General features: G+C 58.2%; 22 protein-coding genes. 8 read left to right on the forward strand and 14 right to left on the reverse strand.

Annotation, left to right across the window (positions count from 1 at the left end):
* Positions 1–2: 2 nt before the first annotated feature.
* The 7 genes from ACP15O_RS18165 to ACP15O_RS18195 form a co-directional block, all read right to left on the reverse strand.
* Entirely contained in the window at positions 3–431 is a 429-nt protein-coding gene (locus ACP15O_RS18165; protein ID WP_425097435.1) for a hypothetical protein, read from the reverse strand.
* Positions 424–582, reverse strand: a complete 159-nt coding sequence (locus tag ACP15O_RS18170) for a hypothetical protein (RefSeq protein WP_425097436.1) — start codon at positions 580–582, stop codon at positions 424–426. Before ACP15O_RS18170 ends, ACP15O_RS18165 begins: the two co-directional genes overlap by 8 nt.
* Before the next feature lie 204 nt (positions 583–786).
* Entirely contained in the window at positions 787–1,278 is a 492-nt protein-coding gene (locus ACP15O_RS18175) for a hypothetical protein (RefSeq protein WP_425097437.1), read from the reverse strand.
* Positions 1,278–1,877 (reverse strand): hypothetical protein, encoded by a 600-nt coding sequence (locus ACP15O_RS18180; RefSeq protein ID WP_425097438.1) that lies wholly within the window; start codon positions 1,875–1,877, stop codon positions 1,278–1,280. The genes ACP15O_RS18175 and ACP15O_RS18180 overlap by 1 nt, the downstream gene beginning before the upstream one ends.
* A gap of 6 nt (positions 1,878–1,883) precedes the next feature.
* Positions 1,884–2,252, reverse strand: a complete 369-nt coding sequence (locus tag ACP15O_RS18185; RefSeq protein WP_425097439.1) for a hypothetical protein — start codon at positions 2,250–2,252, stop codon at positions 1,884–1,886.
* A gap of 4 nt (positions 2,253–2,256) precedes the next feature.
* The gene (locus ACP15O_RS18190; protein WP_425097440.1) at positions 2,257–5,514 is read right to left on the reverse strand and encodes a hypothetical protein; all 3,258 of its coding nucleotides are present in this window, start codon (positions 5,512–5,514) and stop codon (positions 2,257–2,259) included.
* Between the two features lie 11 nt (positions 5,515–5,525).
* A complete protein-coding gene (locus ACP15O_RS18195) occupies positions 5,526–6,578 on the reverse strand; it encodes a hypothetical protein (RefSeq protein WP_425097441.1) in 1,053 nt (350 codons plus the stop codon).
* A gap of 55 nt (positions 6,579–6,633) precedes the next feature.
* On the opposite strand from ACP15O_RS18195, the gene ACP15O_RS18200 reads away from it, so the two are divergent.
* On the forward strand, positions 6,634–6,771 hold the full coding sequence (locus tag ACP15O_RS18200) for a hypothetical protein (RefSeq protein ID WP_425097442.1): 138 nt from the start codon (positions 6,634–6,636) through the stop codon (positions 6,769–6,771).
* Here ACP15O_RS18200 and ACP15O_RS18205 read toward each other — a convergent pair.
* From ACP15O_RS18205 to ACP15O_RS18235, 7 genes are read right to left on the reverse strand one after another with little or no spacing between them, the layout of a single operon-like run.
* Complete coding sequence (locus tag ACP15O_RS18205; RefSeq protein ID WP_425097443.1) at positions 6,768–8,324, reverse strand: hypothetical protein; 1,557 nt, start codon at positions 8,322–8,324, stop codon at positions 6,768–6,770. The two genes, ACP15O_RS18200 and ACP15O_RS18205, sit on opposite strands and share 4 nt — an antisense overlap.
* Positions 8,324–9,457 (reverse strand): hypothetical protein, encoded by a 1,134-nt coding sequence (locus ACP15O_RS18210; RefSeq protein ID WP_425097444.1) that lies wholly within the window; start codon positions 9,455–9,457, stop codon positions 8,324–8,326. Before ACP15O_RS18210 ends, ACP15O_RS18205 begins: the two co-directional genes overlap by 1 nt.
* 2 nt (positions 9,458–9,459) lie before the next feature.
* Positions 9,460–10,026, reverse strand: a complete 567-nt coding sequence (locus ACP15O_RS18215) for a lytic transglycosylase domain-containing protein (protein ID WP_425097445.1) — start codon at positions 10,024–10,026, stop codon at positions 9,460–9,462.
* Entirely contained in the window at positions 10,026–10,739 is a 714-nt protein-coding gene (locus tag ACP15O_RS18220) for a hypothetical protein (protein WP_425097447.1), read from the reverse strand. Before ACP15O_RS18220 ends, ACP15O_RS18215 begins: the two co-directional genes overlap by 1 nt.
* Positions 10,739–11,143 carry a hypothetical protein gene (locus ACP15O_RS18225; RefSeq protein WP_425097448.1) on the reverse strand — a complete coding sequence of 135 codons (405 nt, stop codon included), beginning with the start codon at positions 11,141–11,143 and terminating at the stop codon, positions 10,739–10,741. The genes ACP15O_RS18220 and ACP15O_RS18225 overlap by 1 nt, the downstream gene beginning before the upstream one ends.
* Positions 11,140–11,373 (reverse strand): hypothetical protein, encoded by a 234-nt coding sequence (locus ACP15O_RS18230; protein ID WP_425097449.1) that lies wholly within the window; start codon positions 11,371–11,373, stop codon positions 11,140–11,142. The genes ACP15O_RS18225 and ACP15O_RS18230 overlap by 4 nt, the downstream gene beginning before the upstream one ends.
* A complete protein-coding gene (locus tag ACP15O_RS18235; protein ID WP_425097450.1) occupies positions 11,373–11,558 on the reverse strand; it encodes a hypothetical protein in 186 nt (61 codons plus the stop codon). The genes ACP15O_RS18230 and ACP15O_RS18235 overlap by 1 nt, the downstream gene beginning before the upstream one ends.
* A gap of 330 nt (positions 11,559–11,888) precedes the next feature.
* Between ACP15O_RS18235 and ACP15O_RS18240 the strand changes: the two genes are divergently transcribed.
* The 7 genes from ACP15O_RS18240 to ACP15O_RS18270 all read left to right on the forward strand — a co-directional run.
* Positions 11,889–12,179, forward strand: coding sequence for a helix-turn-helix domain-containing protein (locus tag ACP15O_RS18240; protein WP_425097451.1), 291 nt, complete (start codon positions 11,889–11,891; stop codon positions 12,177–12,179).
* Between the two features lie 309 nt (positions 12,180–12,488).
* Positions 12,489–12,791, forward strand: a complete 303-nt coding sequence (locus ACP15O_RS18245; RefSeq protein ID WP_425096616.1) for a hypothetical protein — start codon at positions 12,489–12,491, stop codon at positions 12,789–12,791.
* A gap of 196 nt (positions 12,792–12,987) precedes the next feature.
* Complete coding sequence (locus ACP15O_RS18250) at positions 12,988–13,191, forward strand: hypothetical protein (RefSeq protein WP_425096617.1); 204 nt, start codon at positions 12,988–12,990, stop codon at positions 13,189–13,191.
* Positions 13,192–13,204: 13 nt separating this feature from the next.
* Positions 13,205–13,999, forward strand: coding sequence for an ERF family protein (locus tag ACP15O_RS18255; RefSeq protein ID WP_425096618.1), 795 nt, complete (start codon positions 13,205–13,207; stop codon positions 13,997–13,999).
* An 11-nt stretch (positions 14,000–14,010) separates the two neighbouring features.
* On the forward strand, positions 14,011–14,670 hold the full coding sequence (locus ACP15O_RS18260) for a ribonuclease H-like domain-containing protein (RefSeq protein ID WP_425096619.1): 660 nt from the start codon (positions 14,011–14,013) through the stop codon (positions 14,668–14,670).
* Between the two features lies 1 nt (position 14,671).
* On the forward strand, positions 14,672–15,061 hold the full coding sequence (locus ACP15O_RS18265; RefSeq protein ID WP_425096620.1) for a recombination protein NinB: 390 nt from the start codon (positions 14,672–14,674) through the stop codon (positions 15,059–15,061).
* A partial coding sequence (locus ACP15O_RS18270) for a nuclease domain-containing protein (protein ID WP_425096621.1) occupies positions 15,061–15,401 on the forward strand: 341 nt, incomplete at its 3' end. The genes ACP15O_RS18265 and ACP15O_RS18270, both read left to right, overlap by 1 nt.

The following is a 15,401-nucleotide window of genomic DNA, read 5'->3' on the forward strand; positions in this document are numbered from 1 at the left end:
GGCTACTTCCTCCAGTTTTCACGAAAAGCGCGCCCGAGGCGCATGAAGCACCATCCACGCGGGTAGAAGGGCGACGAGACAACAGGCCAGTTGCTGCGCTCTTCCTCTGGGATCATGGCGTGGAATGCCTTCAGGACATGCCAGCACCCGATGACAAGCCCGACATTGAATGCTGCATTGATCCAGCCTGGGCCGCTCACAACCTCGGACCATGCCGACCAATGCTCAGGCCCAATCGCCAACACCGCGCCGCGCAGGACACCCCAATAGAAGGTCCGAACCAAAAAGACGCCAAGAATCCAACTCAGCCCCAACGCAAAATGGGTCAATTCAGGGGACGCGCTACGCCGCCAGTACGGCATAAGCCCTCGCAGAACCAGTCCGATCATCAGTATGGCAATGATCGAGGTTGCAACATTGGGGTCAGGCATTTTTCTTCTTCCTCTCGGCCATTTGCTCCACAATCTCTTTGAGCCTGTCCCGCGAGGTCGTCATTTCCCGCCGAATCGTCTCGGTCACGATTTTTGCGGCTGCCGCCTGATCCTCTTTGGACTTTTTCTTGGTTCGCCAGGCCTCAAGCATTGCGCCCCTCCATCACGCGGATCGCCGCATCAAGCGTCCGCGTGTTCTCCAGCATCTGAGCACTATGCTCCTTGTGGTCGGCCACGCGGGCGTCCTGCAATTCGTTGGCACGGCGTTGATTTTGCCACCCCCACCAACCCAAGGCAGCAATTACGGCAGCCGAAAGCCCCCCGCCCAACTCTCCTATGACAGCACCCCAGTCCATCACAGCAGCCCAAATACCGCATCCAGCGTAGCTGTGGCCGTAGCCTGATCGCCATCGGCATGAGCCAGCGCCAACTGCTGCAACAGATCGTCCGCGTAATGGATGCTAGTTGCCGCGGCCCAGCGAATCTGGGCATTTGTTGCATCAGACTCATTCATGGTGGCAGTGAACGCAGCAAATGTTGCTGGCCAGTCACCCCGCGCAGCCTGAATGGCCTCATATGCTGGAAGGATACCTGAAGTGTGCAACGCTGAACAAAATGCCGCGCGAGTCAGCACCGCCTCGGCGCGGGTCCGCGCCAAAACTTCATCCTCGCTGGGCGGAACGTAATCAACAACACCCCCGCCCTCGATAATGTCAGCATAGACCTCGCGGCCTTGCGCCTCCTGATCGTCAGGACTGGCCGTAAAGGGCACCCACCCCATCGACGGGTGCAGCACCTCGCAGTCGATGGTGCCTCGGGCGTTATAGGCGGGATTGCGAAACTCCATCACGAAATCCTCCGAAAGAGTGAAAGGCGGTGTGTGCTGTCGCTGTGGTGGCCGCAGCTCATCCATGTGCCGCTGGGATTGGTCCCGCTGACATTGGTGGCCCCCTCGGTCAGCGAGGCCCATTCCAGCGTCGATCCGGCAACCGTGGCGCCAACCGCCAGCGCCGCGCCGTTATAGCGAAAGAAACCATAAGCCCCGATCGCATCCACGGCCATGCCAGCCATCGCGTCCCCAATGCCGGCGATTAGGGCCTGGTTCAGGCGCAAGCCACTGACGAAACCAAAGGCGGTGCCCAGCGGATTTTCCACTTCTGCCTGCGACAGATCATAGGACAAGTTCCACCAGCCCCCCCAGGAACCAGCAATCTTTTGCCGCAGCCACACCTCATCAACGCCAGCTTGAATGGCGACCACAACACCCTCTTCCCCGTCATCATGCATCCAGGCCCAAGCATTGAAGTAATGGGCGCTGGGGGCATTGAGGGCCGTGTTTGCGGCGTAATACGCGCCTGTCTCCGAAATGGCGTAGAAATCGGTGATCGTCGTCACGCCCTTTAGCGCGGCCTCAGGGATCATGCCGGGGTGAACTGTCTGCGTCATTGCGCCCTACCTCCATTTTCCAATTGCTTCCATTCGAAGCAGCGCCGACACAAAAAGGTAGCTCGCGTCCGTAGATCGAATGTGCCATCCGGTCGTATCAGTCGCATAAGCAGCGGATGCGTAAGCCTGACAAATGGAAAGTGTCCCAGCGCCGGACGCGCCGGTCCCCGTGCCCAAGGAGAAGCTGCCAGCAACCACAGACCCAGAAGCGAACGCTTTTGGGAACCCGTAGGTGAGAATATTACCAAACGCGATGCCGCTGGTGGTTACGGTTTCCTCTCTGATGCAAACGAGAGTTCCATCGGAAAACATCCGATATTCACCATTTGCATTGCTTCCACTTTCAATAATCGTTGCAGTTGTCGAAAAGGCCATATGCTTAGCTCCACTTGTGCGAGCTCTCGCCATCAAGCGAGACTTGCAGGCGCAGATTGTCCAAATCTCCGCCGCTGCTGTTGGTGATAGAAACGGCGAGATAGGTGCCTTGCACCCCAACAGGACCGCCCGCCGTGAATGAAATATTGCCAGCCGCAGTTCCGCCGGACTGATCCGGCCGGAAATCCATATTCGTGCCGTCCCAGCGCAAATGCCCAGAAATCTCGGCGCAATTGGTGCCGTCGTCGTCCTGAATGCTTAGGGACAAGCGCCCTTCAACCTCATCCCCGATCGAAATGATATTTTGATAGGTGACACCATTCGCATAGGTTGCTCGCGGCGCGTGCCAATCCCAGCCGTCCATGATGCCGACGCCGCCTGTAACGCTGATTTCTGCGGGGTCAGGCATTCCCGATTTCGACCGGAAAAACATCTTTCCGATATTGCCGCCACGATCAAATTCAACAGCCGTATCGCAGTCAAAGATCATGACGTGGCTGTGGGCGTGGCTTGGGTCTTTTGTCCGCAAGCCAACATCCCCGGAGGTCGTCCCAACAATGATACCATTGTTGATAAAATCGCGATGCGCGCCCTGGTGTAGATCCGCGCCGTAGGCCCATCCGCTGACCGCCCAATTGGTAAAAACGCTCTCACCAACGGTTTCAGCGTCCTCCAGTCCAGACACGCTGTCATAGACCCAGAGCTTAAGACCTGCCCCCAGCGCGCTTGCCGTTGTCAGGCCGGTGTTGTCGAGCGCAACGCCGCTGAACAAACCAAGCGTGGGGCGATACACCGTCACAGCGTCGCCCGCGTGATTTGGGATCGCCTCAAAGCCGTCCTGGCCGTTCAACTCAGCGGCCATGTTGGAGACCACCCAGCCACGCGCGTCCTCTTCCATGCGCAGCGCTTCGCCGCCATCGCCAAATGCGATTACGTCAGTCCAAAGGAAATAGTGATTGTGGCCCGCGAAAGACGCGCGGTGCGGATAGCCTCTCCCCGTGCCCGGCCCAAGAGTGCCATATTTGGTTTTGTTGGCCCCAAGCAGAACTCGGTTCACCATGATCCTTTTATTGTAAGACCCAGCTGCCGGGCTGTTGAACAAAAGTGCCGGCGCGCCAAAGTCCTTGAAGGTTGTATCGGCAATGGTCAGATCAGTGACCGCAGCCGAGGTACTGTTCGATTGCAAAAACCCGTAAAAAAAGTTCTCGAAATGGCAATCTTTGATGCGGAATCCGTCAACGGTTGCGCCGTTAGACACCAAGACGACGCCTGCAAGCCCATTGCGCGCGCCAGTTGAGGGATCAACGGTGATATTGGCCGTGGCCTCTACGTGATCCAGCTCGTAATCAGACAAGGAAGATGCCCAAGGGACTAGGTAAACGCCATTGGTCGCGGCCACGTCGGCCGCAATGTCGAAATCAACCCGCGAAACAGTAAAGTTTTGCTCCGCCTCCAAGACATAAACAGGGCCAACCGCAGCCCCCGCAGCCTTGGTAATCTGCGCTCCTTTTTCACCACGAATGCGGATGTTGGATTGCGTCGAAAGCTGGTTCGAGATCAAAAATTCTTCGGGTGGCAGGGTGACATTTCCGTCCGCCATTGCGGCTTCAAGGGCCGATTCCATATCAGTCGTGCCGGGCGTTGTGTTGACGGTGTAGTGCCCTGGCTGCCCACTTCCGGCAGCTTTCCATCCCGGCATGTCGCTGATCCCGCTTGATACGCCATCGTACTCCCACACCAGCGCACCAATTCGAACCGTCGTGCCCACTTCCGGCGCCCATCCGTAAGTTCCAATGGCTGTGACCAGATCGGCCCGAGACAGGAAGGGATCAACCGTGCCACCAATGTTGAACTTCCGGCCCTGGATTGTCATATCCTCGCCGCTGCCATTTTTGTTGCCGTAGAACGTCCCGGCAAAGCTGCCCCATGTACCAGCGCCAATCGTTTCGAGCGTCACGGCTGCATCACCGCCTCCAAAGCGACAGTTTGCCAAAGTAAACTGTTCAAAGGTCTCGTTTTCGGCAGAAGCAACCAGCGTAATCATGTTGTGCGTGTACTGAGCCAGCGTCAGGCCAATAATCTTGCCGTTGCCCGACATGACCCGAATGCCGCCGTCCTGCACATCCGCGCCCAGCCAGGTGTAGCGCTGCGCGCCCGGCGTGATCAAAAAGGCGTTGATCCCCGAAGTTCTGTCAGGGCCGGAATACAGTTTGGACACAGGCGCGATTGTCGCACCGTAGCCTTCGCCCAATACAGCGCAGGGCGCACCTCGGGCGAAATGGGGCTCGACAAAAACGTCGGATGAATACACCACAACGCCAGACGAGGTGCGCCCTGTCGGCCCATAGTGGCCAGTGCCGTCATCGGTGCCGAAAACGCCGCTGGAATTTTCCAAGTAGGCGTAGTGCCAGCCTCGCACCTTGATTTTACAGTCCGTGGTCGCTGCGCTGTTGTTGCCAGGAACGCCGATAAGAACTTCGTAGTCAAGTCCCCGAACGGCCAGAGCGCTTGCGTCAACGTCTTCAAGGCCACGAAACTGAATGCAGTTTTTAATGCGCTGACCGTCCACGCGCACCCCAGGGCCAAGCGTGACGCGATACTTGTCAGTGTCGCCTGCTCGGTTCCCGACGCGCAAAACTGGCGTATTTGTTGTCCAAGGCCAGTTGTCTGGGTTTTGATCGGTTTTGGCAATTGCAGTGTCCGCAGCGCCAATCCACATGAGGCTGCAATTGTCCAGCTCGGCCGAGCCTTTTGGTGTCACCGTGGCGGTGCTGCCCCAATTCAACTCCGTGGCCGTGCCGTAGACGCGAGTTGCATCCCCCACTAGATCGTAGCCGTTCGCAACACAGAAATTGAATGCTGCCTGAATCGCCGCGTATTCGTCGGAGGCTGGGGTGGCGTGGTAGTAAAGCCCAGCCCCAATGTCAGTACCATTAACATCGAAATGCGCCAGCGTTGCACGTCCTGCGATGCGCCATCCGGGCTTGTCGGGCAGTGCTGTGTAGGCGTCATCTGCATAAAAGGCCGCGCCATTTGCAAAGGCGTAAGTCCCGTTTGCGGCCGTCCCGCCGCCAGCGATCCACGTCTCGAAATCAGCAACGGTTTCAAAAGCGCTTTGCGTACTGCCGCCACCATCTGGCAAATCCCCGGCCTGTGCGCGATAGATCTCTCCATTGCGAGTAATAAGAACGTAGTCTGCTGCGGATGGCGTGGCCAGAATATTCAGGTCATCAACATTTGTTACCGTTTCGAGTTCAGGCATCTGTTCACACCTCAGCTATAGAAAATGTTGATTTGTCCGGCGTCGAGAGTGTCCGTCCCGCCGGTTGTCGTAAGGCGAACTTCTGTCAGCGTGTCGGACAATTCTTTTTGGCCCGCGCTATTTCCGCCGCCGCTGCCAGTGGTGTCTCGGATCGTTCCGGAAGCGACCCACTTGGTCCCGTCGATTTTGGTTAAGACTACGTGGCCACAGAGGCTGTCGCCTGCATCCGTGCGGCGCGTGACAATAAAGCCAGCCGTGCTGGTATCGACGTTGCCATTTTCTTCAACCGTACTGGCATAACCTGTCGCTTCGATCCCACCAGCGTCCCCGATTTGAACAAGAAAATCGTCGGTGCCGTCGGACGAGACCCCAGCCAGCATAATGGTAATTTGCCTCGCGCTGCTGGGGATGCTGGCAAACGACGCATATGTCCCGCTTGTGGTGTCGATTGCAGCCTCTTCGCCAGAAATGGCCGCTACCTGCGCCCCCACGTAAGCAACAAGAGACTGTTGCGTCGGAACGTCCCACCGGCTGTCCGAGGACATATCGTCCTCGTCCAGAATCCCGTATAAGGTTGCGGCTTCAAGAGCGGTAAAAGCCGGGACTTCCGCAACGCGGTTCCCAGCCAAGCTTGGCGCAAGCGCTGCCACCGCGGTTAGTTGCGGGTCCAGCGGCTGCTTGCTGGCCAAGGATGTAACATTGTTTTCAATAGCCGACTGAACATCGGTCGCCGAGTTCCCCGTTACTGGCGAGAAGGTAACATTGCCAGCCGAACCAGCGCTTTCGGGCACAACATACCAGTTGTCCCCCGGAAAGCCTGAAAGGCTAGCCCCCGTGGCCGGATCCCGAATGTCAATTTTGATACCCGAAGTCGCATAGGCCGCCATTTCAAACACGCCCGCAGCGTTTGCCTCTAGCGGCTGTGCAAGCACCGTACTACCGGCTGATGTCGCGTAGACCGTCGCCTCTGTTGTGGTGCCTGCGAGGTAAAAACGCGCCTCAGCTCCGGCCACGGGGTCGCCATTCGCGTCAAGCGCGATAGGCAGGAAAATCCTGTCTGCCATTGGTCTGCTCTTTTGTGGATTGTTGGAATGGTCGCGCTAGGGTAAGGTGCGCGGCATGGAAGTTGTGATTGCCCTAATCGGCGTTTTCGCCATCGTCTTTCTCGAAGCGTATTGGCGACAGGCCCGCATCAAGCGGGACAAAAAGGTTATGCGTGATTTTCGTCGGCACATTTACGGCGACGAGGACGACTAACGAACAGCTTCCGATCCCAAGAGCCCTGCCAGAGCGTTTGCCGCCCCAGGGGAGGTTACTCTAGGCCTTGCTGGGTTGTGGCCGGACACCGTAGAAAGAAGGCGATTGCGCCCGCGCTCTACAGATTGGTCCGCCGCCTCCTTCGCCCCAGCCCCGGCGGCGGTAAACGCAAGCATAGATGGGTCTGCCGCAGCCGCACCAAGGTTCAGCGCCATCATAAGGCCGTTTCCGCTTGGGGACAGCTTCCCAATCCGACGCAGCGCGTTTTCCGACATTGACCCGCGAACAAACTTTTCCATGACTTCTATTTCGCCAGCGTTGAACCATTTGGCGCTTTTCGGATTGTTCAGAATTTTCGTAACTGCCTGGCGATATTTGTTCAGTATGTTCCCGCCAGACCCGGAAGCCGCTGTTTCGCGCTCGGCTCGTTGAAACGCATTTTCAAGCATTTCGGCCTTCTTGTAGCGGGAATTTGCCAACCGCGCCGCGTCCATCAGATCGGAGGTCCCGGCTCGGGATTCGATCAGGTCGTCCACTTCGTCAATCATATCGAGGATCAGCTTTTCGCCACCACGGCTATACCTTCCCCAAAGCGTCTGCCTCAGCTTGTCAAGACGGCCAATTGTCAGCTCCTCACCCTGCCTGCGCTCGAACATTTTGAGGGATGCCGCAGTTTGCGGGTCCGCAATGTCGTCAAAATCAGAGGCGTCGAGGTTTGCAAGTATCCGTTGATACAGGCCTTTCATATCGTCCGGGCTGAATTTCTCGCCAGAACTGTCAACCGCGTTGTATGCTGCGTTTTTCGTGGCCCGCAGGCTCTCAATTGTCGGGCGCTCGGCTGACTTGTTGAACAGGCGCTGAAACGCCTTGCTGCCAAAGTTCAGCGCCACTTTCGACCCCGCTCCGAACAGCGCGCCTGCCATGGCGGCGTCCTTGGCCGCATTGATGCGGTCCCCGCCATCAGCCGCGCCAGATGCGTCAAGCGCAGCATACGCCGCGCCCTCTGCCGCTGCACCGGCAACGGTTGAGGTCCCGGGAAGCAATGACCCGCCCAGAACCGCCCCGCCAATTTCAGAGGCCAGCGCGGTCTTTGGCCTTTGGCGATCCATTGCGCCAGCCACCTGACGAATGCCCTCGCCAGCGCCTGGCGCGATCTTGTCCGCCGCTTCGTCAATCCATTTCCCGCCGGGCAGGCCTTGAGTGGCCTTGACCACAACACCGCCAACGGCACCAGCGGGTGTTTGCTCGATCACCGCACGGTCATAGTCGCCCTGTACGAGGTTTTTTGGCGCGGCCCCTCCCATGATCTGTTTGATGCGGTTAGGATCGTTCGTGGAAAAGCCCGGCGAAGCATAAGAAAGAGACCCGTCGCCAAGGCGATACACCTTGCCGCCCTTTTCGTCTGCAAACACTTCCTCAAGCTGAGGCGTCGAAGGCTGCCCCAGCCCCGCTTTAGCTTGCGCGGCCATCCGCGCCAAGCGCTGCGCCGCCGCAGTGTCACCGGCCGCGTCTGCGTTTCGAAGCGCTTTCATGATTTGATCGTAATCAGCCATTACTCACCCCCATATTTGCGAATAAGATCGTCATCGGAAAGCTGATCTTGTACGCTCTCTGCAATGGCCATTTGGTCGACATATTCCGCCCCAGGCCCGGAGCCAACGCGCAGGCCTTTGATGGCGTTTTCGCGGTTTTGGCGCTTCTGCTTGATAACCTCTGGGCTATCGCCGGGCATTGGAAAGTATTGTTTGTCTGCGTTGTCGAATTCTTGATCCGAGATAACCGCTCCCGATTCACGGCGCAAAATGGCATTGACAAAATCTCGGCGCGCCTGGTCAAATTTCTGGAAGTCCGGATCGCGAAGGTAGTTGCCCAAGCCCATCGGAATGTTTTCAGCATTTTGCTGCCAAAAGCGCGTTCCTTGATTTTCCAGGCTGTTAAGCACCTCATTCGCAGCTTCGGTACGGATTAAAAAGCCGGAATTCTTAGCAGCATCGACCGTCATTTTGGGTGCTGGCCCGATGTTTCGCGCGCCACCCTGTGTGATTGTAACGCCATCGGGCGTTGTTACGGAAAAACCTTCACCTTTTTTTGCTTGGGCGTACTCAATCCGGGTCAGCGGCTTTCGCCCCGCCGCGGCTTCTTCCTGAACATATCGTTGATATTCATCCGCGGGCTTCGGCTCTTGCTGAGATTTCAGCACTTCGGCCATGCTCATGTATTTAGCCGCAATCATTTCTTTCTGCGCGAACCGCCCAACCAAATCAGGCGCTACCTGCGACATCATTTGGTCCCACTGCTGGGGGGATTGCGCAGCCAAGCCCATCCGAACCGAATCTTCGATTTGTTGCGCCTCAGCTTGCCGCTCTGCCGCGCTCTTGGAAGCGGCGTATTGCTCTGCTGCGCGGCGCTCTTGCGCGCTGAGTGCATCCATGCGCTGCTGCGTCGCCGCCATACTCTGCCGGTCCTTCTGGACGCTCATCGCGGCCCCTGGGTCAATCTGGGCCAAGGCATTCAGCGCGTTTTGGTTGCCCGCCATGATCTGCGGCCCCTGCTGCTGGTATAGTTGTGCAAGAGCGTTCTGGCGCTGAATTTGGTTCGCCTGCGCCCCTGCCTGCTGACCCCGCGCCATGGCATTTACCAGATCGGGGCTGTTTCCTGCCAAGATAATGTTTGGATTAAGAGCCATGTTCACACCAAAAATTGTTCGATTTTCAAGGTCGGATCATATGCTGTCAGAGCATTCAGGAACGGGCGCACGTCCTGCCTGGACATTGTGGCAAGAGCATTTTGCGGCTCTTGTTCGGGAAGGCTTGCCAGAGCGTTTCGGGGCTGATCCTGGTCGTCGCCACCAACGCGGCTCGGCAAGTCGCTGCCGCGCCGCGTGATCGTCAAGACATAGTTCCTGGTTTCAGCCGGAAGCGATGCAAGGTCACCGTCCCACCTATCAGCATTCCCTGCGCCCCAATTGTAGGCCACAAGCGCCCGAGCGGTGTCGCCCCCGTATCGTTCCAACATCTTGGAGAGGTACTCAGCGCCGAAGCGCAGGCTTTCGTCTGGATCCCGCCTGTCGGATACGGGCGCAACACCAAAGCCGGGGTCGCGGGCGGTCTCTGGCATAATTTGCGCCAAACCCTCAGCCCCAACGGGGCTTACGGCGTTCGGGTTCCATGCGCTTTCCTGTGAAATCAGCCGCTGGAAAAGCTGCGGGTCTACGCCATATTGTGCGGCGTAGCTGCTTGCCAAATCGCGCAGCATCAGCTGATCCCCCAACTCCCACCGAACAGTGTCCCGAGCGTCCCCGTGGTTCCGTTCTGCGCCGATTGGTATCCATTCCACCCGACTAGATTTTGAATGCCACCTTGCAGGGCATTCCCGACCCCGATAGCCCCAGCCGCCGACGCGTTCCCTGCCGCGGCAAGAGCGCTGCCCGCGTTCGCTCCATAGTTCTGCGCAGCAGCCCCCTGCATACCAGCGGCGTTTTGTCCGCTCGACGCAAGGCCCGATAGCCGATTCAAATAGTTGCTGTATTCGTTGGACGCGTAATCTTGGCCGTATTGCAGCGCTGATTGCATTGCATTCCCGCTAAACAGCCCCCCGCGCGCCGCAGCGCTGCCCTCCAGGGCGTCCAACCCTTCGCTTAAGCGGAATTCATAGCCCGGCGTTGCGGTATAGCCGCCGTACTCGACTCCATCGGTAGCATTCCGCGCGGCGTAGACCCCGTGCAAACGAATGGCCGAGGCGTACATGTCCGCAGGCACATCCGCGAACACGTAGCCTGCCAGTAGCGGCCGCTCGATCACGTCAGGATAACGGCGCTTGCCCTGGCGCTTTAGCGTGACCTCCATTGCCGCATCGGCATTGATGCCCATTTCGCGCAGCTGGGCGACAACGGCGCATTCACCGCGCAATCGGTCGGTGTGGCCGGGGATGCGGATTTTGCGGGTCGTGGTGCAGATCGCGTAGAGCATCAGTCAAGCACCTCGCCCGGCAACACGCCTCGCTTGACCAGCCATTTCAGCATACCCAATTCAGATTGCGACGCCCGATGCCGCTCCAAAGCCTCTAATGTGGCGACGTGTTCTTTGAAAACAGGCGACCAAGACTTCTTCGATCGCACGCTTTCCGGCATGTCCTGAATGGCGTTTTTTCTTACATAGCCATCCTCACCGTCGACAGTTCTCCAAAATAGATCGCGCACCGGACTTGGTTTGAACTCGCTGTCAGCCACAGGATCCTGAGGCGCGTCACTCTCCAAGTCCGCAAAATTTCCCGCGTCCAAAACCTCTTTCGCCGCCACTTTTGCCGCTGCGCCTGCGACCATGGGCGACCCCATCAGGGCCTTTAGGGCCATTCTTCTGCCGATACCGCTCATTTGCCGCTCTCCTTCAGCCAAATCAGAAACAGGGCGATGTGGATGGCGTAGATCGGCGCCGGGGCGAGGAGAATTATCATAACGTGGGGAAGATCACCGCCAAGAACCGCAAGCAAGGCGACAAAAATAGAAGCCGACGCAAAGCTCCGAGCGGCGATGGCCGCAATCAGCGATCCTGCCCAGCCCGGCGTCGTCACGTGTTTCCCATATTCCAAATATTTTCCGATCATCACCTCACCCCTTTCGGTTTTGTTCCAACGTGCCATGCGTTGCAGATCGGGCAGCGATAGGGCACATAAACCACCGCGCGCCCGTCCCTGCCCTCACAGCGCAGCGCGGGGCGGATCTCGGGCATCTTCGGGGTGACGGCTTTCATGATGGGTGGGCGGCCAAGAATGTCGATTTGGTGGGTCATTCTGCATCTCCCGCGGCTTCGATCACGGCCTTGATGTTAGGCCATGACGTGAGCGGAACATTTCCGCCGGTTGCGCTAGCGATGCGCTTGGCGACTCCAAGACTAGGGAGTCGAGACCCATCAAGGAGGGCGTACAGGTGAGGGCGGGAAATCCCGAAGTCCATCGCCCAAGCCGTCATGCTTTTTTCAGGGTCGCTCTTGATATGCTTGCTGAGTGTGCTCATGTCTCAAAGTATGTCACACATTGCGACAAACATTGCAAGTTCAATCGTCCCGGAATGTCGCTATTCCGGGCGGGCTTTCGATCTGTCCCGGTTTTATAAACAGCCTATGGGACTGAGAATCAGAAAGCTTAGAGAGCAGCGTGGCTGGACGCAGGCCGAGTTGGCCGACAAATCGGGCATGTCCCGGTCCCAGCTTGCAATGATCGAAGCCGAGACTAGGCCAGCCAACACTCTACGGCTGAACTCCATTGCTGCGGCCCTTGGCGTGACGACAGACGCGCTTTTTGACGGCCCTATGGTAGATACATCCCTTGTTGACCTTATTCGCCGCCTATCCCCCGAGGATCGCGCGGTCCTGGTTCGGATGGCTGAGGCGCTTGCATCGAAGCCCGACTGAGCCGAGCTGCCATATCTCGCAAAAGAGAAACGTCCTCTTCCGTCAATGATTTCATTGCCAATGTGATTCTGTGAATCGCTTCTGCGGCGGTCATGATTTCCCCCTAAGCTATGTAAACGTGTGCAAATCCCCGCCCGAATAGCCCCTTCCCATTTAGGCAGCTAACCGCCTGCGCCGCAACGCGTCACAAGTTGCGACATTTTCTTGTTGACCGCTGCGTCACTATATGCGACATTCTCCCCATACCCCGCCGAAGAGGCACCATCCCAACCCGGCCAGCGCGCCAACAGGGAGCCAATCGCGGGGCAGATGAGAGGAACCAAAATGATCTACCGCGAAGAAAGTGCCGAGTTTTCCGGCGATGCTTGCAGCCTGACCGGGGTGGCCGTCTACGATGTGGCCATTGAGGACGACTACAGCGCAGACGTTGGCGGGGTTGACGGACTGTCCGTGATGGGTGTCGAGCTGCTCTACGTTGACATGGACGGCTACCGCCTGCCCGCGTCCGCCGTTGAGCAGATCATCGGAAGTTCCGCCATGGAGCGCGTTTTGGATGGTGTGGCCGAGGCTGTTCAGGAGAACATTGCCGACTACGCCATCGCCGCCGAGTAGTCGGTATGGCCTGCCCGCTCAAGCAACTCAAAGAAATCATCGAAACGCTGCAAGCCGCTACTCACGGGGGACGCAGCGTCTGCCGAGGGGTCTCCTCTCCCCCTGGCGAGCGCGGGGGTCGCACACCACCACCGACCCCCGCGCCCAAATCAACCGAAGCCCAGATTTTTGACCACATGTACGGGAGCTTTGAAGAATGACCGATCTGAACTTCCCCACCATTTCCGAGTTGCAGGCGCGCCAAGCTGAACACGAGCGCGCGGAACATGCCGAGCGCCTGTGCCTGTTTCTGGTCGCATGTCTGCGCTGGGGCTTCGTTGCCGCTGTCGGGACTGCACTGGTCCTGACGGTTTTCAAATCAATCGCCCACCACGCCGCCACAACCTGTGGCGCTTGCTGAGAGGAGACAAGGCATGAACGCCGTTACCAAGCACGAAGAACAAGCCGTCCTGCCCGCTGATCCGATGGTTTCCATGATTGAGCGGGTTGTCATGGACCCGAACGCCGACCTGGACAAGCTGGAGCGGATGCTTGCGATGAAAGAGCGTGTGGACGCTCAAAGCGCGCGCGTTGCCTTTTCTGCGGCCTTGTCTGCTGCTCGCGCTGACATCCCCCCGATCATCAAGGATGCAACGGTTGACTTCACCTCACAGAAGGGGCGCACCCACTACAGGCACGAAACGCTGGCCGGCATCGCCAAGCAGATCGACCCCATCCTGTCCAAACATGGTTTGTCCTATCGTTTCCGTACAGATCAGGGACAGGGCGGCGTTCGCGTGACCTGCATCATCGAACACGCGCACGGCCACAGCGAAGAAACTTCTCTGGCCGGTTCGCCAGACACATCAGGCAGCAAGAACAGCTTTCAGGCCGTAGGCAGCGCAGTGACCTACTTGCAGCGCTACACGCTAAAGGCTGCGCTGGGGCTGTCTGCTGAGGTTGATGACGACGGGCAAGCCGCCGCGCCGCGCCCCAAAGAGCCTGTGAAGCAACGCCCGAGCGCGTCGCGCCAGAGCACGGCCGACCAGATGATTGCAGACCTCAAACGCCACGGCGTCGGGCCTGTCACGAGCGACAAACGATTCCAGCAAGATTTGGCGAAGCTGAAAGGTGATGCGCCTGAAAAGGCGGCGCAGGTCGAGGCGGAAATCGAAACCATGAAGAAAGCGCAGAACGCCGATCTGAACGGCGATGCGATTGAGCACTGAGAGGATTGAGAATGGAACATGTTTGCGTAGTCGATATTGAGACGATCCCGGCCCAAGGTCCCGAGTCGCTGGAATCCGCGAAGGCCGCGGTAAAACCTCCGGCCAACATCAAGAAGCCCGAGAGCATCCAGAAATGGATGGATGAAAATGCCGAGAATGCCGCGAAGGAGGCTCTTGCCAAAACAAGCTTTGACCCTGCGCGCGGCCATATCTGTACGATTTCTTGGGCTATTGACGATGATGCCCCCGTGGTCGCGCACGCCGAGACGGTGGAGCAAGAGGCTGACGTGATCCGTGCCTTTTTCTCGGCGTTCCGCAGCTTCGCAAAATACACGCTTGTCGGTCACTACATTGGTGGTTTTGATATCCGCTTCATTTTGTGCCGTGCCGTTGTTCTTGGCATTGAAATCCCACGCCAGATTCCGCGCGACCCTAAGCCTTGGGACAAGAGTATGTTCGACACGATGACCGCATGGGCTGGGGCGCGCGGATCCATCCGCATGGACAATCTTGCATCTGCCCTTGGCCTTGAAGGCAAGGGGGATTTTGACGGCTCTATGGTTGCAGAGGCGTGGGCGAATGGGGAGCATCAAAAGATAGCGGACTATTGCGTCTCAGACGTCATCGCCACCCGCGATATTTACCGCAAATTCCAAGCGGTCGGTTGGTGAAATGGCCGTCCACCCCATCAAACTCGCCACAGACACGCAGCGCCACCTAGCGCACCGATATGTTGACGCGATGCCAGAAGGTGGCGTGATCCGGTTCGAGCCGGAGCCAAAGCGCAGCCTGGAGCAGAACGCCAAACTCTGGGCCATGCTGGGCGACATTTCGAAACAGGCAGAACACAACGGGATGCGCCACAGCCCGGAGACTTGGAAGGCGCTCTTCATGCACGCTTGTGGGCACGAGGTGGCCTTTCAGATGGGCCTCAACGGGGAGCCTTTCCCGGTAGGCTTCCGCTCGTCTGCAATGACTGTTTCGCAGATGTCGGACCTGATCGAATTCATATCAGCCTGGGCCGCGCAGCACGGCGTTGCTTTTACCGAAAGGGGCTTCTGATGGCTACCACACTGCCAAAGCGCCCAATCTATCGCAAAGGCCAGCGCCCCGAGAAGTCGGCCCCAATTCGGCAAGCCGCTCGCGGTCGGGACTGCTCTTTGCAGATACCAGGCATATGCACTCACGACCCAGAGCGAACAGTAGGTTGTCACCTGCGCCTCTTCGGATTTGGCGGCATGGGCATAAAGCCTGACGATCTCTTTGTTATCGACGCCTGCGACCAGTGCCATGCCGTCCTGGATAGCCGCGACAAATGGGCAAGCGCGCCTATCGGATACGAGGACATTTTGCGAGCCCTGATGGTGACGCAAGCGCGCAGCAGGGCTGATGGGCTGATTTT

Source organism: Youngimonas ophiurae (nom. illeg.) (assembly GCF_049803795.1).
In the GTDB taxonomy this organism is placed as follows: domain Bacteria; phylum Pseudomonadota; class Alphaproteobacteria; order Rhodobacterales; family Rhodobacteraceae; genus Thalassobius.